General features: G+C 40.8%; 16 protein-coding genes and 2 pseudogenes. 8 read left to right on the forward strand and 10 right to left on the reverse strand.

Annotated features, from left to right (window positions below; genetic code table 11):
- Window positions 1–75: 75 nt before the first annotated feature.
- Window positions 76–1,422, forward strand: coding sequence for a GAF domain-containing sensor histidine kinase (locus CDG77_RS08670; protein WP_094328995.1), 1,347 nt, complete (start codon window positions 76–78; stop codon window positions 1,420–1,422).
- 69 nt (window positions 1,423–1,491) lie between these two features.
- On the opposite strand, the gene CDG77_RS08675 is transcribed toward CDG77_RS08670, so the two are convergent.
- The 4 genes and pseudogenes from CDG77_RS08675 to CDG77_RS08690 all read right to left on the reverse strand — a co-directional run.
- Window positions 1,492–2,733: an S-layer homology domain-containing protein gene (locus tag CDG77_RS08675; RefSeq protein WP_094328996.1), complete on the reverse strand. Its 1,242-nt coding sequence runs from the start codon at window positions 2,731–2,733 to the stop codon at window positions 1,492–1,494.
- 403 nt (window positions 2,734–3,136) lie between these two features.
- Window positions 3,137–3,784 (reverse strand): annotated as a pseudogene (locus CDG77_RS36340) (S-layer homology domain-containing protein); the annotation flags it as partial.
- A 1,643-nt stretch (window positions 3,785–5,427) separates the two neighbouring features.
- On the reverse strand, window positions 5,428–6,129 hold the full coding sequence (locus tag CDG77_RS08685; RefSeq protein WP_094328997.1) for a conjugal transfer protein TrbI: 702 nt from the start codon (window positions 6,127–6,129) through the stop codon (window positions 5,428–5,430).
- 426 nt (window positions 6,130–6,555) lie between these two features.
- Window positions 6,556–6,897: pseudogene (locus CDG77_RS08690) on the reverse strand (transposase); the annotation flags it as partial.
- A gap of 122 nt (window positions 6,898–7,019) precedes the next feature.
- On the opposite strand from CDG77_RS08690, the gene CDG77_RS08695 reads away from it, so the two are divergent.
- Window positions 7,020–7,589 (forward strand): DUF411 domain-containing protein, encoded by a 570-nt coding sequence (locus tag CDG77_RS08695; RefSeq protein ID WP_094328998.1) that lies wholly within the window; start codon window positions 7,020–7,022, stop codon window positions 7,587–7,589.
- Between the two features lie 113 nt (window positions 7,590–7,702).
- On the opposite strand, the gene CDG77_RS08700 is transcribed toward CDG77_RS08695, so the two are convergent.
- Entirely contained in the window at window positions 7,703–8,647 is a 945-nt protein-coding gene (locus tag CDG77_RS08700; RefSeq protein ID WP_094328999.1) for a tetratricopeptide repeat protein, read from the reverse strand.
- 248 nt (window positions 8,648–8,895) lie between these two features.
- The gene (locus CDG77_RS08705) at window positions 8,896–9,288 is read right to left on the reverse strand and encodes a hypothetical protein (protein WP_094329000.1); all 393 of its coding nucleotides are present in this window, start codon (window positions 9,286–9,288) and stop codon (window positions 8,896–8,898) included.
- Window positions 9,289–9,955: 667 nt separating this feature from the next.
- Between CDG77_RS08705 and CDG77_RS08710 the strand changes: the two genes are divergently transcribed.
- The gene (locus CDG77_RS08710; RefSeq protein WP_094329001.1) at window positions 9,956–11,260 is read left to right on the forward strand and encodes an O-acetylhomoserine aminocarboxypropyltransferase/cysteine synthase family protein; all 1,305 of its coding nucleotides are present in this window, start codon (window positions 9,956–9,958) and stop codon (window positions 11,258–11,260) included.
- A 61-nt stretch (window positions 11,261–11,321) separates the two neighbouring features.
- Window positions 11,322–12,401, forward strand: coding sequence for a homoserine O-acetyltransferase MetX (metX, locus tag CDG77_RS08715; RefSeq protein WP_094329002.1), 1,080 nt, complete (start codon window positions 11,322–11,324; stop codon window positions 12,399–12,401).
- Here the strand turns inward: metX and CDG77_RS36345 are convergent.
- Together CDG77_RS36345 and CDG77_RS35280 are read right to left on the reverse strand one after the other, a co-directional pair.
- Complete coding sequence (locus tag CDG77_RS36345; RefSeq protein ID WP_190233932.1) at window positions 12,390–12,530, reverse strand: hypothetical protein; 141 nt, start codon at window positions 12,528–12,530, stop codon at window positions 12,390–12,392. The genes metX and CDG77_RS36345 overlap by 12 nt on opposite strands.
- Before the next feature lie 27 nt (window positions 12,531–12,557).
- Entirely contained in the window at window positions 12,558–12,764 is a 207-nt protein-coding gene (locus CDG77_RS35280) for a hypothetical protein (protein WP_143856982.1), read from the reverse strand.
- A gap of 397 nt (window positions 12,765–13,161) precedes the next feature.
- On the opposite strand from CDG77_RS35280, the gene CDG77_RS08720 reads away from it, so the two are divergent.
- Complete coding sequence (locus CDG77_RS08720; RefSeq protein ID WP_094329003.1) at window positions 13,162–13,620, forward strand: hypothetical protein; 459 nt, start codon at window positions 13,162–13,164, stop codon at window positions 13,618–13,620.
- A gap of 296 nt (window positions 13,621–13,916) precedes the next feature.
- Window positions 13,917–14,321 (forward strand): DUF4112 domain-containing protein, encoded by a 405-nt coding sequence (locus tag CDG77_RS08725; protein ID WP_094329004.1) that lies wholly within the window; start codon window positions 13,917–13,919, stop codon window positions 14,319–14,321.
- A gap of 50 nt (window positions 14,322–14,371) precedes the next feature.
- On the opposite strand, the gene CDG77_RS08730 is transcribed toward CDG77_RS08725, so the two are convergent.
- Window positions 14,372–14,863, reverse strand: coding sequence for a DUF1499 domain-containing protein (locus CDG77_RS08730; protein ID WP_094329005.1), 492 nt, complete (start codon window positions 14,861–14,863; stop codon window positions 14,372–14,374).
- A gap of 224 nt (window positions 14,864–15,087) precedes the next feature.
- Here CDG77_RS08730 and CDG77_RS08735 point away from each other — a divergent pair, with 224 nt between their 5' ends.
- Window positions 15,088–15,396: a putative quinol monooxygenase gene (locus CDG77_RS08735; protein ID WP_094329006.1), complete on the forward strand. Its 309-nt coding sequence runs from the start codon at window positions 15,088–15,090 to the stop codon at window positions 15,394–15,396.
- A gap of 374 nt (window positions 15,397–15,770) precedes the next feature.
- On the opposite strand, the gene CDG77_RS08740 is transcribed toward CDG77_RS08735, so the two are convergent.
- Complete coding sequence (locus CDG77_RS08740) at window positions 15,771–16,457, reverse strand: glutathione S-transferase family protein (RefSeq protein ID WP_223269744.1); 687 nt, start codon at window positions 16,455–16,457, stop codon at window positions 15,771–15,773.
- 227 nt (window positions 16,458–16,684) lie between these two features.
- On the opposite strand from CDG77_RS08740, the gene CDG77_RS08745 reads away from it, so the two are divergent.
- Window positions 16,685–16,948, forward strand: a complete 264-nt coding sequence (locus CDG77_RS08745; protein WP_094329007.1) for a hypothetical protein — start codon at window positions 16,685–16,687, stop codon at window positions 16,946–16,948.
- Window positions 16,949–17,066 lie beyond the last annotated feature (118 nt).

Here is a 17,066-nt window from a genome sequence, read left to right on the forward strand (position 1 = left end):
TGAGTGAGGTAAAAATTAAGTATCCTCTCTTATCATCATGCCTCAAAATCTGTAATCTTGAGCAAGAGCTAAAAAATGTTAATGTCTGCCAGTTCCGATTTTATTGCTCTGTGTCGAGAGCAAATAGCGCTGCTAACCCAAGGGCTGGGAGCAACTTTAAGTATTGTGTACCTGACACAAGAATTGGTAGAGACTCCTTCTGGTGAGGCCAAACTGATTCCAGTGGTAATTTACCCGGAAACAGCATTATTACCGCCAGGAGAAGAGAGTGCTGAGACAAAAGTACACAAGCAACTTCAAGTTGGAAATGTGTTTATATTACCCAACGATCGCAGAAGGTTATTGACAGCAGGATCGGAATCTCCAACCTCATCACAGGAGTCTGAGGCATCTCAACCCCATCTAAAAGAGGAATACCTCTTTAGTGGCAACCAAATTGTTTTACCTCTGGTCTATGAGGGTGTGATGATGGGGTTACTGGTGACGGGTAGGCAAGATCGGGCATGGAATGAACATGAAGAAAGTCAGATTCAACGAATAGCCCAAACATTAGCGATCGCTTGTATCTTAGATCAACGGCGGGCATGGTTTGAGGATCAATTGCGCGAACAACAAATTCTCCAAGAAAAACAGAGGGATTTGCTGGATAATCTATTGCATCAGTTTCGTAACCCATTAACAGCGTTGCGGACTTTTGGTAAACTGCTGTTGAAGAGACTCCGACCGGGAGACACCAACCGGGATGTGGCAAATAGTATCGTGCGGGAAAGCGATCGCCTCCAAGAATTACTGCAACAATTCGATCAAGTAATTGACTTGACAGAGGAAGATTTAGCACCGCTACATCTACCCGAACATGAAGTATTTGTGGAAGCAACTATCCAAAAATCCGCTAAACCGCCGTTATTATTGCCAGGAACGGGAGATAAAGCCGTTGACTGCTCGTTAGCAGATATATTAGAACCATTATTAATATCAGCTAAAGCGATCGCCCAAGAGCGAAAGCTAAAAATAATAACTGAAATTCAACAGAATTCACCCTTAGTACGCGCCAACATCAAAGCATTACGAGAGGTTTTAACTAACATCATCGATAATGCCTTGAAATACACTCCCACTGGGGGCAAAATTTTGATTCAGGCGGGGCAAGAAAAAGCTAATTTTCAAGGAATTATCATCAGTGACAACGGGCCTGGTATTCCACCCGAAGATTTAGAACATCTTGGAGAACGGCATTATCGGGGTGTACAAGCGCAAACAGAAATCCCTGGCACAGGTTTAGGGTTAGCGATCGCTAAACAATTAATAGAGCAAATGCAGGGCGAAATCGAGGTTTTCAGCCCTGCTATCAACTCTAAATTAACTTCACCCAATGCACCGGGGACTACGTTTATTATTTGGTTGCCGGAAGTTCAAAATTAGTCATTTGTCCTTTGTACTTTGTAAATACTAATGACTAATGACTAATGACTAATGACCAATGACCAATGACTATCTTAGTGAAACCAACAAGTTTTGATTGATTGTCATTTGTAAATCGGTATTTGGGTCAATTGCCACTAAATCAACACTATTCTTACCGAAGAACAGACCAACCAACGCACCGATACCAGCGCCACCCAAGACTTCTTCTGTGGCGATCGCGCGATCGCCAGTTACAGCAGATACCGCAGTCGCTGCACCTGCGCCTAATACAGTATTCTTGATAATTGAACCAATACTAGTACCCTTCTTCACGGTTTCAGTTTTGGTAATCACTTCAGAAGTAGCGTTAAGTTGATACTCTTGACCACTGGTCAAAACCAATTTTTCAGCAACGAATTGAGAACCGCCTGTAGCAGGTTTGAGTTGACCAATAACTTGACTACCAGCCGGAATCACTACAGATCCGTCTTGTGTCACCACATTTTGGGATACTGTCAATGTTAAAGGCGCTGTTTCATCCTTTGTAACCAGAATTTTTTCTGCCTTGTCATACTTCACAGGAATAGCAGTCCCTTGAGGAATTGTGACTGATACAGGTGTTGGAGTAGTAGACCCGACAGCCACGACATAAGGCGAGTTAATTGCTGAAGCTTGGTTAGAACTAACCAATGCTTGGTAGATAAAAGCTGCTACCTGAGCGCGAGTGGCGGTTGCAGTTGGATTCAGGAACTTCACATTAGGATAGTTCACAACAATTTGCTTTTCAGTTGCGGCTGCGATCGGGCTACGGGCATAGCTAGCGATGTTAGAGGCATCGTTGAAGTATTGCAGAGTACTTTCGGTATTGCCACTGGGACTATATTCCAGACCATTAGCCAGGGAAACTAAAACCTGCTGGCGGGGAATAGCTTGGTTAGGCTCAAAACGATTACCGGGATATCCAGATAAGAAACCAATGGTATAGGCTTGCTGAATGGCACTCGATGCCCAATAGTTGCTGGGAACATCAGCGAAATTGATTGGCGATCGCTGCTGTGATTTTTGGAAAGCTTTGTTGACCATAGCGGCAAATTGAGCGCGTGTCACTGCTTCTTCGGGGCGGAAGCTACCATCAGGAAATCCGGCAATTACACCTCGCTGTGACAATTGTTGAATAAATTGTGATGCCCAATAGTTAGATGAAACATCAGAAAAAGTGGTTTGAGCTAAAGATGGTGAAGCGGTAATCAAAGGCGCTACAGTGCCGACTGTGATGCTCAAAGCCATGAGTGCAGCTGTTCCAGATTGCAAACGATTTAAAGTAAACATTAATTTTTAACTCCAGGTGTAATTATTTTTTTACTGTTAATTAATTAGACAATTACTAATATCTTTGGTTCCCAAATTTTTCTGTTTTTTGTAAAAACCATTACTTTAGTAATACAGTCATTTTTCCCAAATCTATGTCAAATGAAGCAGACAATAGGAGTAGTGTAATTACCCTATTAGCTGTCAGCCTAATTAAAGCAGTATTCCAAGAAAGATTGATACTGATTAAGACGATATAAAGGTATAATAGTTGCTGGCAAATTAATTTTTAGGATAAAAAATGAATGCGATCGCACACTATAGTTAAAGTGGCGATCGCATATCAGGGATGATTAAAGTTACGACGTGAATCCAGTTAAACCTAGTAGCAGCCACGACATCAGGCAGTTAATTGCTAAGGTTTAGACACTACATAGGGCGAGTTAATTGCTGGCGCTTGGCTAGAACTAACCAATGCTTGGTAGATAAAAGCTGCTACCTGGGCGCGAGTAGCCGTTGCACTTGGATTCAGAGACTTTACATTAGGATAATTTACAACGATTTGCTTTTCAGTTGCAGCTGCGATCGGGCTACGGGCGTAGCTAGCGATGTTAGAGGCATCGTTGAAATATTTCAGAGTGCTTTCGGTATTACCACCAGAAGTAAATTTCAGACCGTTAGCGAGGGAAACTAAAACCTGCTGGCGGGGAATAGCTTGGTTAGGCTGAAAGCGATTACCGGGATATCCAGATAAGAAACCAATGGTATAGGCTTGCTGAATGGCACTGGATGCCCAGTAGTTGCTGGGAACGTCAGCAAAATTGATCGCCTGTCGTTGCTGTGATTTTGGGAAAGCTTTGTCGATCATAGCGGCAAATTGAGCGCGTGTGACCGATTCTTCAGGGCGGAAGCTACCATCAGGAAATCCGGCAATTACACCTCGTTGTGACAATTGTTGAATAAATTGTGCCGCCCAATAGTTAGATGAAACATCAGAAAAAGCAGTTTGAGCTAAAGATAGCGGAGAGCATCCCACTTGGATGGGTTTCCCTTGCAGGCTATAAGTCACCAAGTCACATACAAAACCTGCCGACTTAGACTCTACATAAGTCCGCTTTGGCGGATTTTGTTTATCTAGCTGCGATTTCCAATTATCAGATATTTTTTCAAGAGTGGGATGCTTACTCAAAAACTCTGAGTCTGCAACAATATCGTGAGGCCCTTTAACACTTATCTTAGAAGTATTGAGATAGATATTATAATCGTAAATAACGTTTTGATTTTTCGTGTTATTATTAACATCTTTGCCGGGGAAAGCATACAAAATGTTATTTAGAATTTTGACATCAGATGATGAATAAGCAAATATTTGCCCACCTTTAATTTCTGGACTTTGATTATTTAAAACAGCCGTGTTATTTACAATATCAACACGATCGCTTGAAAATGCATGAATACCTGAGCCACCATTATTAAATGTAAGATTGTTTTTAACTAAAGTCCGTCCTGTATATGCAGCCAATTTCGAGTTACTCCGATCGTTTCTAAAAGTATCGAGAATAATGCCATTACCATCTGTGATCTTTCCGACTGCAATCCAAGGAATATACATGCGATTGTTGTAAGTTTTGTTGTTGGTAATAAATATCTTGTATCCCTGGTTTTTGTCAAAATTCCAACTATTCAACATTGAAATACCACTAGAAGCATAAACACCATACCAGGCATTATTGAACACCACATTATTATCTACTGTCACATAGTCTGATTGAATCGCTGAAATCCCTGCTCCTCCACAGTCATGAACTTTATTGTTCAGAATACGGATGTGATGAACATGACCGCTGGTTCGTCCGTCAATGTTGATGCAGTTTCCATTCGTCAGTGGGTTTAGTTTGTTAGTCTTCTGACTCATCGCATAATCAAGGGTTATGTTGGCATTGTTCCCGACAACCTCCAACCCATTGATCTCGATATATGAAGCTCCATTTGAAATTACAATCCCGTTCCATGTATTGTGCTGAATTTTTGGGAAATGTCCAGGATATGCTTTATACCTAATCCATGCATTTGCAGTTCCAGAACGTTTAATACTTACTACACTTCCAGTATTGGGTATATTTGTGTATACCCCGTTCATAATCAATACTGTATCACCAGGGTTGGTAAGGTCTGCTGCCTTTTGAATTGTTTTAAATGCGGATGAAGTAGAAAGTCCGCTATTCTTGTCGTTTCCAGTACCACTAACGTAGTATGTTTTCGGTGTTGAATTCGCACTAATTAGCTCGCGGCTAGATAGGCTCATTTCCTTGTTAGTGGATATCTGACGGACGTTTTCAACTAAAGATGCTTTTATCTTTTCTCCCTGAGCCAAAAGACTTAACACCACGGGAATTGCAAGATATGTGCTTAAACTAAAACCTTGAATCGCCACAAGAAAAGGCTCCTTTATCACTACTACTTAACAAAAAGTATCAGGATATTACGTAATTTTGAATACTCTTTTAGATAGAGAATAAAATAAAGCCGATTTTATTAGCTGTTTTGATAGCTTAATTCAATAAGTATCGATACTGATTAAGACGATATAGAGGTATAGTAGTTGCTGTTAAATAATTTTTTTTAGGTCTAAAAATGAATGCGATCGCACACTATATTTAAAGTGGCGATCGCATATCAGGGATGATTAAACTCACGACTTGAATAGAGTTAAATCTAGTAGCGGGATTGTAGTACTAAATTCAAATTAGAATTCAGTGTGAGCCTTAAATCTTGTGCGGGTCTGATGACAAATGCATTTACTTCTTTTTTCCGCAACAGGACACTCGCACCCGCACCCGCAGCTGCACCAAGAACAGGTTTTAAGTCGTCAATTCTGTTGTTACCAGTAATTAGTGAACCTAAAAGACCAGCACCTCCACCAATAGCTGCGTCAGTTAAAACTTGACTAGTGCTAGGCCCCTGTGAAACTCTTTGAGTTGTGGTATATGTCCGAGAACTTGCATTAATCGACTGGCGCTGACCATTAGAAAATTCTAATTCCTGAGCGACAAACCGCACGCCTTTTCCTTGGTTATCATCTGTATTTCTTGAATAATTATCTAAGTCAACAGATTCTAGCCGTCCATTTACTTTAGTACCAGCAGGAATTAAGACATTTCTATTTTTGTCGATAATGTCATTGGCTATTCTCAAGGTTATAGATTTACTTTCCCCAGGAGCAATAGTAATTGTCTCTTTATCGTAGGTGACAGGAAAATTTACCCCAGAAGGGATGGTAACGTTTCCATATTGACTAGTTCTGTTGTATTGTGCATTCGCAGGAGCAAAGCTGAATAGAGGGCTAATGACGCTTGTGGTAACGGCGATTGCCATAAGTGCAACAGTTCCAGATTTCCATTGATGTAGGCGAGTCATAAGAGGGTTTTCCTTTGTGTGTGATATGTGTAATGACGGTGATTTACTGAGTTTGTTTCTGACTGTTTTTGAACCTGTCTATAAGCGTATTCCGAAGATAAAAGTACTTATTATGATGGGAGTCTGCGCGAGCGCAATTGCTCCTCATAACTTGTATCCTGCTTAATGTGCGTCACTAAAACCAGAGGCAAGACATTTATGCGACGTAAATGGGGATCGTTTTGTTCCCAAATGCTGTTTTATTACTTATGTCCACATATCTAAGCCATTGAATAGAGGCGAATGGGCTAACTGCGAACTCTTATTTCTATTCTAGATTGATTTGCCAGGACTTGGAAAATATTTTCGCTTTCTTAACAAATAATTCACTATCTGTTATATGTGTATTTAAGATTGCTGCTGACTGGTACGAATAGTTCCGACTTAAGCATTTTGTAATTCCGTTTTAGCTAAACATTGATGTCGAAATGCATTCATCAAAACGTAAGCTATAGAAGAGAACCACAAACGTAATTGATTTCCTGCAAATGTGTGCGTACTGGTTCTATCGCTAAAAAGTTCAAGTTATTACTCCTTAAAGCGATTTTCCATCTCACCTCGTTTACAGTATTTTTGCGTGTAGAGTTGAGCAGGAGGTACTTTCTTGGTAGTCATTGAAGTAACAACAAAACGAATATTAGTTCCCTTCGCTTCATACTCAACTTTAGAAACAACACGACGACTACGACTCCAAGATTCACGAGTTTGGTAGTCTAAACACTTATACCAATTTTAATTAAAAAAGGTCAAAGAGCGATGTCTGGCGACAAGCCCTACGCGTCTACAGATGTTTGCAGTTATGATGACTAATAAGGAATAGCTTTTGCTTTATCGGATTTAGGAAGCCTTAGATGTTGCACAAACAGTTTATTTATTGCTGGCAAAAATTGTTACTTCCCATCTTGAGCCGTGCAGTGCTAACAATTTGCCTCACAACAGGAGTGTTGGGGATCTTGGGAAGCACTGCTTCTATGAGTAATGCTCAACTAGTAAGTACCACTAAGCACATCCAGGATAAACAGATACCATCAAAACCAATAGCGCTAAATGCCACTGTCTATCACAGTCCCGATTGTAACTGTTGTGGCGGGTGGATTGACCACTTAAAGACACAAGGTTTTCAAATTACAGATTTTCCCACGCCTGACATTGAAAAAGTTAAACAAAAGTACAACGTGCCGGATAACTTATCATCTTGCCACACAGCAATTGTTAATGGATATGTCATCGAAGGACACGTCCCAGCAAACGATATTAAACGTCTGCTTCAAGAAAAGCCAAATGTTGCTGGTTTATCTGTCCCCCAAATGCCTGTAGGCACTCCTGGGATGGAGATAGGAAATCAAAAAGATCCGTTTACTGTGTTTACCTTCGATCGCAATAACTCGGTTGCAGTATTCAATAAGTACCCATCCTCTTGAGATATTCAGAGGATATTTTAAAAGTGGGTTTTCTAATCTATTTTGACGATTAGAAATTACCTAATGCTTTTAAAACATCCTCACACTATCTAAGTCAGTGATGAGATATCTTACTAGTTATAACCATTTTTGAGCAACTGCGACAAATGACTAAACCATCTCCCAAACCAGAAGTGAGATGTTAGAGTTGAAATATTTTGAGAAAGAAGCTCAATCGCATGGTTACAATCTTGCAGATTTGCATCAAGTCCCATTGCGTGATAAATTTCGCGGGCATTGCAAAAGGCTTGCATCGCTTCTGATTTTCGATTAATTTTTTCTAACACCAAACCTAAATTAAACCAGGCGTTTGCTTCTGCATTTTGGTCATCAAGATTCCTTCTGATTTCTAATGAATACTGATGAAATTCAACCGATCTTTGATACTTTCCTAGAGCTTTATAAGCATTACCCAACCCACTTAAGGCCATGCCTTCGCCATTGCGATCGCTAATTAATCTTGCTAGTTCTAACCATTGCTGGTAAAACTCAATTGCCAGTTGGTACTGCCCCAATGATTCATAAGTATTTCCCAAACTTCCCAGGCAAATGCATTCCCCAGTCCAATCGCCTATTTTCTTCGTTATACTCAACCATTGCTGATAAAACTCAATAGCCCGATCGTATTTGCCCAGGTATTCATAAGTATTGCCCAAACTTCCCAAACAAATACCTTCCCCAGTGCGATCGCCTATTTTCCTGGTGATCCTCAACCACTGGTGATAAAATTCGATCCCTCGCTGGTATTTTCCCAGTGATTGGTGTGCGTTGCCCAACCCAGACAAAGACTTGGCTTCCCCAGTGCGATCGCCTATTTCTCTAGCTATATCCAACCACTGCTGATAAAACTCAATTGCTAGGTGGTATTCCCCAATTGAATGATAAGCATTGCCCAAACTTGCTAAACAAATGACTTCCCCGTTGCGATCGCCTATTTCTCTGGCTTTGTGCAAGCACCGCTTTTCAAACTCAATGGACTCGATGTTATTTAGGCTCCCTGTTCCAATTACTTGTGTCATTCTCTATAGAAAACGAAATTTTTGCTTGATAGGCTGTTGATTATACAATTTTCTGTACTTACAGCACAGAATAACAGAACTTATAGGCACAAGTTCTGTCAAAATCTAGAAATCGTTCTTCAATATTAAACTTTCTTTTATACACAGTGTTCGCTGTGTATAAAAGGCTTTTATTTATATTGGTAACAAGCGCACAAATATAGTATACTAATCAATTTCGCTTTTTAAAAAAATATAAGAAAAACCAATCAATCAGCAGCTGCATAATCGGGTAATGCGTTGAGTTGTAAATTAACAGCACTGAGATAATTTTGGTCGTTTAAAAGTTGTGATGGCAATTTATCTGCGTTAACAGCAGCCTTCACCAAATCTTTTGCTATAATATTTCTGTTCTGAGTTTCAAATACTAGTGTTTCTCCACTAGGAATACCGTGCTGCTTTAGACCTCCTTGATAAGCAAAAGTAACTAGATTGAACGGCTGAAAGTAATTAACATAAGTAGAGTTACTAGGTAAATTGTTAGAGTTAATAGCGATTGTTTCACTACTATTGTTAGTAGCTACTTGAGCTACAGCGATTCCAGGTACAAGAGTAATAGAAGCAAAAATAAGTGCAGAATTTATTAAATTAGTGAGTTTCATAAGCTTATTCTTAGGTAATATGCGATCGGTCTTCTTTAGTAATAGAGTCCTCTTTATTATTAATCTCAGCTTCCTTCAGTCAGGTCATCCGATCGGTTGATATATGACTCACCCAAAAAGGTGAGCGAATTGAGTGATAAAAAGTCCGTTAAATCCAGACACATTACAGAGTGATTGAAATTTTCTAGTACTTAACTGAGGCAAATTGAAAATTTATGCAATTTTTCAATTTCCGTCTTGAGTTTTCCAAGTATTACAGCAATTATTCAGCATTAAATAGTACATGAATACCAGCAAGACTGTGGTATTTTGAACAGATAAAATTATTTGTGTGAAGAATACTTTAGATTATAATACGGTCAACCCTAAGTATTACCGTTGATTAATTCAAACCAAGGCTCAAATAGTATTATTATCAGGAAAGGCAGAGGGCAGGAGGCTCAGTTGGCAGAAGGGAATTCTGACTCGTGTCGACAGAGAGTGACCGTTCGCGCAGCGTCTCGCAGAGAAGCGAACTTGGGTTTAAGACCCCCACCAAATTTTCTTGTTTTGTGGACTCAATTAAGTACGGTGTTGAATCCCTTTCTAAATTGAACCTTCTGCCTTCTGCCCTCTGCCTCCTGCCTTCTTCAACAGTTTGTATAATTGGAAACTCAAATAACTGCTGATGTCTGAACAATATCGTTTTGAAACCCTGCAAGTTCATGCTGGACAAGAGCCGGCCCCCGGAACTAATGCTCGTGCAGTACCTATTTACCAAACGACTTCCTACGTTTTTGACGACACCGAACACGGAGCGCGGTTATTTGCTCTCCAGGAATTTGGTAATATTTACACCCGAATCATGAACCCGACGACGGATGTATTTGAAAAGCGGATTGCTGCTCTAGAAGGGGGTGTAGCAGCATTAGCAACTGCTAGTGGTCAGGCGGCGCAATTTTTGGCAATCAGTACGATCGCTCAGGCTGGAGATAATATCGTTTCCACTAGTTTTTTGTATGGGGGAACATATAACCAGTTTAAAGTATCCTTACCACGTTTAGGTATTAACGTCAAGTTTGTTGAGGGAGATCGTCCAGAAAGTTTCCGTCAGGCGATCGACGATCGCACCAAAGCACTATACGTTGAAACCATTGGTAATCCTCAATTCAACATTCCCGACTTTGCCGCTTTAGCTGACATTGCCCACGAAAACGGCATCCCTTTAATTGTGGATAATACCTTCGGTGCTGGTGGGTATCTAGCTCGACCAATTGAATATGGTGCAGACATTGTAGTAGAATCTGCAACTAAATGGATTGGTGGGCATGGTACTTCCATCGGTGGCGTAATAGTCGATTCGGGTAAATTTGACTGGGGTAACGGCAAATTCCCCCTATTTACTGAGCCTTCCCCCGGTTATCACGATTTGAATTTCCAAGAAGTGTTTGGGACTGGTGGTTCCTTTGGCAACATTGCTTTTATTATCCGCGCCAGAGTCGAGGGGTTACGGGATTTTGGCCCGTGTTTGAGTCCATTTAACGCCTTTCTTTTACTGCAAGGATTAGAGACTCTCTCTTTGCGCGTAGATCGGCATGTGAGCAATGCCCTAGAATTGGCTAGGTGGTTAGAGCAGCAAGAGCAAGTATTATGGGTTAATTATCCGGGACTTCCCAATCACCCCTATCATGAACGAGCGAAAAAATATCTCCGGCATGGCTTTGGGGGAGTTTTAAACTTTGGCATTAAAGGTGGATTGGTGACAGGTAAAGCCTTTATTAATCGTCTAAAGTTGGCGAGTCATTTAGCAAATGTTGGTGATGCTAAAACCCTCGTCATTCATCCCGCTTCCACAACCCATCAACAACTAAGTGATGATGAACAGCTTTCGGCAGGTGTGACATCCGATTTGGTGCGGGTATCAGTGGGAATTGAACATATCGATGATATTAAAGAGGATTTTGAGCAGGCATTTCGGCAAGTTAGGAGTTAGTTATATGGGCATTGGATAATAGTTATTCTTCCTCTGCTTCCTCATCCCCCCACTCCCAGATATGATCTACCCAAACTTTATCTCAGCGCAAACCCAGTTTTACCAGCTTACAGTGCCATTTAAACTTGAATGCGGCGAAGTATTAATTGGGGTTCAAGTTGCTTATCGCACCTGGGGACAGTTAAATGCTCAAGGTGATAATGGGGTAGTAATTTGTCATGCCTTAACTGGTACGGGTGACGCTGATGATTGGTGGAAACCTTTGTTTGGTTCAGGGAAAGCCTTCAATCCAGAACGCGATTTTATTGTGTGCAGCAACATATTGGGAAGTTGTTACGGTACAACTGGGCCAACTACTATCAACCCAACAACGGGAAAGCCTTATGGAGTATCCTTCCCTAAGATTACAATCCGAGATATGGTTCACCTGCAAGCTGCACTACTAGAATATCTGGGCGTTCAATCTCTGCGGTTTATAATTGGCGGTTCACTCGGTGGGATGCAAGCACTGGAGTGGGCGTTATTATATCCAGAAAAGGTGAAAGGTATTGCACCCATTGCTGTTTCTGGCAGACATTCGCCTTGGTGTATTGGATTAAGTGAAGCCCAAAGACAGGCAATTTATGCCGATCCAAATTGGCAAGGAGGAAACTACACGCTGGATGCACCCCCAAACCAAGGACTAGCTGTGGCGAGGATGATGGCGATGTCTACTTACCGTTCTTGGGATAGTTTTGCAATCCGCTTTGGGCGGCAGTATGATGTATCTGGGGAGTTTGCTATCGCGAGTTACTTACAGCATCAGGGTCAAAAGCTGACAGAACGATTTGATGCCAACACTTACATCACTCTCACCCACGCAATGGATCGTCACGATGTTGCACGCGATCGCCCAAGTCCTAATTTATCAGATTATGAATCTGTTCTGCGAAGCATCCAGCAACCGACTATAGTTGTTGCTATTGATTCTGACATCCTTTATCCTCCAGTAGAACAACAAGAACTAGCAAATTTAATTCCTAATGCTCAACTGGCGTGGCTAAAGTCAACCCACGGACATGATGCGTTTTTAATTGACATGGCTGCATTGAATGAAATACTAATCTGTTTTCGGCAAGGTTTAGATTTATCAGCTTCTTAACTCGACAGGTTGAGAAGAAAACTTGGCGTTCTGAGTTCTGAGGTGGAATGATGAAGCTAAAAAGGCGATCGCAGTATCAGAGATATCATCCGACTTTTCTCGCGAGAGGAGATTGACACCATCACTCATACCACAATTGCATAAAGCTTATGCAGCCTAAGTTTGAACTATAGAAGCAATGGTGGGTTTATCTAGTAGAGAAGCGATCGCAGTTCCGTATGAGCGATCGCCATAATCAATCCCTAACCACAGGAATTGATTATGAGTATTATATGTGTCGGCATACTTTAACGATTGCAGTGCTAGCCCCCTCACCCCAACACTCTTAATACGTAAAAAGCAAGTAATTGATCTACTTAGCATAAGTGAACAATCACCTCTCAACGTCAACTTCTAAATAACTGACCTCTCTACTGAACAACTAGCTGAAGCTCAAATCACCAAATATGTCCCCATTGGTCGCCCCAAAAGCTTCGATATCTTCATTGACAGAGAATATCTTCAATCGGGATACCAGATGAAAATATTTTGTTATTTTGACACAATATTGACACAATAATAACATATCTAAAAAGTGAACAGTAAATTATAGTTTTAAATATTCAGCATAGTTTCTGTCTAATAACTATGCTACTTATAAACCTAATTTTTCTTAATCGAGTATTAACCAAAGGAGTACCATTACATAGCTTTTTGTCATCAAGTATTTTTCAACAGTTAATACTTGACTAAATAACTAAAAAATCAATGTGAGGTAACAATGAAAATTTTTAACTTCTATAAAATTAGTTTGGCTTCAGTGTTGCTAGCTACCCCTTTATGTATTTTTTGTCTAAAAACACTTGCAAACGCTCCAACTCCTCAAAAGCCAGGAGTTATTATTAATAGTGGTTCTACCAATGCTTGCGGCTATAGAATTCGCGTATTTCCGTCAGGGAAGGCAACTTACACTGTTTGCAACCGGAAAGGTGCAGGTGAAATTAAAGTGAACACAGCCACTAAATTTTTCAATGATATTTCAGTAGCTCAACCACTGTCAAAATTACCAAGGATCTCATGTGCGAAATCTGTTTCGTTCGGGACATCGACTGAAATCAAGTATCAAAGACAAAAATCTCCAGATATTAGCTGTCCCAGCAATGATCCTAAAGTGACAAATCTGTATAATGATGCCGAAAGCATTCAAAAAGAATTGAACTTCTCAACTTCTAAAAATTAATAGTCAAAACCAAACCTGATAGATGATTCGTGTTAGCACGGAGAGTACGGCATCAAACCCTTGATAACAGTGCGTTACGAACTCCGTTCTAGCACAACGCCAGTTGCTACAACGGAGGGAACCTCCGCAACGCACTGGCTCCTCTACAATACCTAATTTCGTTCAAAATCAAATAGTAATCCTATATCTGCTTTATGGGCAGTCGTCATCATTTTTTTCATACTTTTTCTTTCTAACGGTACAAGACAAAGAACTAAAAATGGTGGAAGCTGAAAGTAGTGTAAATATCGTAAATTATGGACGCTGCCAAACGCCTTGCTACTCTAAATCGCATCCGCAAACTTAGCCGCTTGATGGATACATCGATACGTATCCCTCTAACAGGTTTTCGCATTGGAATAGACCCAATTATTGGTTTAGTTCCGGGTGCTGGCGATTTAATCAGTACAGCATTTTCAGCTTACATCATATTTTTAGCTACCCGCTTTGGCATCCCACGTGAAGACTTAGCCAAAATGATCTTTAATGTTGGTTTGGAAACAGTCGTTGGTACTGTGCCTTTTCTCGGTGATTTATTTGATGCTTTCTATAAGTCCAATATTCGTAATTTGGCAATTTTGGAGCAACATTTGACAGTAGTTGAACCAGAACTCAAACAAGTGTCTGATGAGCTTTCCTCTGGTAAGTTCAGCCAAATTTAAGTTAGTTGCGATCGCATCCCTAATCTTGGCACTCCTGGCGGCTAGCAAAATCAAATATTTAAATCTAAGAGAGCCAAACGAATTTGTTCCATACGCCTGCGGTTGACACCAAGATCCGACTCTCCTACGCGAGATGCAGAGCGCAAATGAATTACTGACTCGTTGGGAGGTAAATAAAACTCTACGTCATCAACAAATTGGAAGATGCGGCTTTTAGAAAGAGCATGAATGTAATTAGGAGTCTGTTCTACAATTTCTGTGCGTGGTACAACACTAATAACTTTTAGTAAGATTTCTCTAGCTGCATTGCGGTCTAGATGATAAGTAATCGGGTTGATAGTATGTTTGGAATCTGCGTTTTGACTCACAACACAGTTATCTGAAGGCGGACAAGAACTAAGATGACCATTATCAACTCCTAAGCTAGAAGAGGCAGCCCAAGTAGCAGTAGGAAATATTAAACTACTAATCAAAGTTATGAGTATTGCAAAGATGATACTCCGTAATAATTGCTTTCGGAAGGTTTTTAGCAGATGTGACATGATAAATTAACTCCTCACGTTTAAATTATTTTCGGTAATTATTTGGATGAGCGTTGCGAGTTTTCGGTTCTGCTTTACACAATATCATCCATCCAACCGCATTCCGCGCTTATATTTAGCTAAGGCTACATCCCTCTACCACAGGAAGCTAGGGATATAGCTTCGCCGTAGTGCATGGTGTGAGAGTATTGACTATGGACTAATAGCTTAATGACTAAGATATAATGACCAACCAAACAATTCATGTTGTAGCTCGTTTTGTAGCTTTACCAGATAAAGTAGAACAACTCAAAACTTTATTATTGGGACTGATTGAACCAACAAAACTTGAAGCGGGTGCGATAAAATATGAACTTTTACAAAATCAATCAGATCCAACAGATTTTACTTTTGTAGAAGAGTGGGAATCTGCGGCAGCATTGGATAATCATTTAGCGTCACCCCATCTGCAAGCATCAATAGCCAAGCTAGAAGGATTAATAGCTGTGCCACCAGATATCCGTCGTTATTCTATTTCGACTGCGATTTCTTAGTATCCCACTGGTGGAATCTTGAAATGGTTATACACAGTGCGTTAGTTCTTTAATTCTTCTGGCTAGGACTTGATGGCGATCGCCTCCACCATTGCTCCATTCTTTACCAGACGCAGAACACGAATGCTTGAATGAGAGCAGCGATCGCTGTTTTCCAAATGTTCCTCTCTGTGAGACACTGCGACACTGCCTGAAAGCTTGATTTTCAGGAGGGCGAGTGCTTTAGATACGCGACACGAGCGCGTCATAACTTGCCGTAGACATTTAATTAGCTTAATTCCAGTTTTATCTTAAAAATCACTCATTACCTCAACAGAAGCGCAGAAACGATCGCTTCTGTGCAATCGAAAAGCGCTATTGTCGGGGTACAAGAATTATTGAATGCTATTAGCGAAGTCGTATCTGCCTCCGCGTTCAAGGGCGCGTTCGTAAGCAGGTCGTGCATGGATGCGTTCGATAAATTGCTTAATCTTGGGTCGGCTTGATATGAGTTCAGCTTCCATAGCGACTATTTCCAGAGGAAAACTCATCTGAATATCGGCAGCAGTGAATTCTTCGCCTACAAACCAGGTAGTCTTATGAAGTTCACCTTCTATGTAGTCAAAGTGAAGCTTGATTTGGGGCGCGATAAATGCGTCTTTTACGCTGCTGTTTGCTATCTCAAAACGGTTGAAGATGAGGTTCATTACCAGAGGTGGCATTGCAGACCCTTCGGCGTAATGCAGCCAATAGGTGTAGCGCAGATGCTCTGGCGTATCAGATGGTGGAATTAGCCGACTATTACCGTAGCGATCCACTATGTATTCGATGATAGCGCCCGATTCAGCAACAGTCTCTTCTCCATCTGTAATTACTGGTGACTTGCCGAGGGGATGGACTTCGCGCAGCGATGGCGGTGCTAGCATCGTCTTTTCATCGCGTTCGTAGAACTTAATTTCGTATTCGATACCTAATTCTTCAAGCAGCCATAGCACACGCTGCGATCGCGAGTTGTTGAGATGATGAACAACGATCATAATAGCTACTTTTTCACAATGGGGTTGATAGGAGTTTTTACTCATCTCAACCTATCATCAGTTCCCCCACTCTTCATCTATCTAGTGGTTTGTCTTCGCTCTTTAAGACAACTAGCTAAAACGTGACCAATAATTCAGATTTTCATTGACTATAAACCCACAATTATTAGTAGGGGTTGTACTCCATTCCCTGGTGATTCCAGCTTGGACTCGCAAGAATTGGCTGGTATCGGCTTTGTTGTGCCCAACGTTATGAAAGTTTGATGGTATAGATGAATACAGGAATAATCGAGTCTTACAGTAACGGGTTTTTAGAAGTTGTACCAGAGAGCGATTATTGGCAGATTGTAGCTATACACATCAATGGCCAAGCCTACTGCCCTACTCCTCAGCTTTATCGTTCAGAAAAAGTGGCATTAGCAAAAGCTACACAGATTTATGATTGGCTAGCTGTCCATGAAGGAGAAATTAGCGATGGGGCTTGTAACTGCACTGAATTGAAACTCATTCTATGGCAGCAATCGAAAGCTTTTTAGTTGACCTTGTAATAAATTTCATCACAATATCTAGCATTGTCTCAGATAGCCTAACTACAGCTTACATTTGAAACATTGCTATTTGGCACTACTAACCTTATAACTGCGTCAGCTATCT

Origin of the sequence: Nostoc sp. 'Peltigera membranacea cyanobiont' 213, from assembly GCF_002245975.1 — a bacterium.
In the GTDB taxonomy this organism is placed as follows: Bacteria; Cyanobacteriota; Cyanobacteriia; order Cyanobacteriales; family Nostocaceae; genus Nostoc.

Bases quoted from the DNA above. Each gene is read 5' to 3' on its own strand.
- CDG77_RS36345 (WP_190233932.1), bottom strand. From the start codon at position 12,530: ATGAGTGATGGTGTCAATCTCCTCTCGCGAGAAAAGTCGGATGATATC.
- CDG77_RS08725 (WP_094329004.1), top strand. From the start codon at position 13,917: ATGGACGCTGCCAAACGCCTTGCTACTCTAAATCGCATCCGCAAACTT.
- CDG77_RS08745 (WP_094329007.1), top strand. From the start codon at position 16,685: ATGAATACAGGAATAATCGAGTCTTACAGTAACGGGTTTTTAGAAGTT.
- CDG77_RS08720 (WP_094329003.1), top strand. From the start codon at position 13,162: ATGAAAATTTTTAACTTCTATAAAATTAGTTTGGCTTCAGTGTTGCTA.
- CDG77_RS08670 (WP_094328995.1), top strand. From the start codon at position 76: ATGTTAATGTCTGCCAGTTCCGATTTTATTGCTCTGTGTCGAGAGCAA.
- metX (WP_094329002.1), top strand. From the start codon at position 11,322: ATGATCTACCCAAACTTTATCTCAGCGCAAACCCAGTTTTACCAGCTT.
- CDG77_RS08695 (WP_094328998.1), top strand. From the start codon at position 7,020: ATGTTGCACAAACAGTTTATTTATTGCTGGCAAAAATTGTTACTTCCC.
- CDG77_RS35280 (WP_143856982.1), bottom strand. From the start codon at position 12,764: ATGCTAAGTAGATCAATTACTTGCTTTTTACGTATTAAGAGTGTTGGG.
- CDG77_RS08730 (WP_094329005.1), bottom strand. From the start codon at position 14,863: ATGTCACATCTGCTAAAAACCTTCCGAAAGCAATTATTACGGAGTATC.
- CDG77_RS08735 (WP_094329006.1), top strand. From the start codon at position 15,088: ATGACCAACCAAACAATTCATGTTGTAGCTCGTTTTGTAGCTTTACCA.
- CDG77_RS08700 (WP_094328999.1), bottom strand. From the start codon at position 8,647: ATGACACAAGTAATTGGAACAGGGAGCCTAAATAACATCGAGTCCATT.
- CDG77_RS08740 (WP_223269744.1), bottom strand. From the start codon at position 16,457: ATGAGTAAAAACTCCTATCAACCCCATTGTGAAAAAGTAGCTATTATG.
- CDG77_RS08710 (WP_094329001.1), top strand. From the start codon at position 9,956: ATGTCTGAACAATATCGTTTTGAAACCCTGCAAGTTCATGCTGGACAA.
- CDG77_RS08685 (WP_094328997.1), bottom strand. From the start codon at position 6,129: ATGACTCGCCTACATCAATGGAAATCTGGAACTGTTGCACTTATGGCA.
- CDG77_RS08705 (WP_094329000.1), bottom strand. From the start codon at position 9,288: ATGAAACTCACTAATTTAATAAATTCTGCACTTATTTTTGCTTCTATT.
- CDG77_RS08675 (WP_094328996.1), bottom strand. From the start codon at position 2,733: ATGTTTACTTTAAATCGTTTGCAATCTGGAACAGCTGCACTCATGGCT.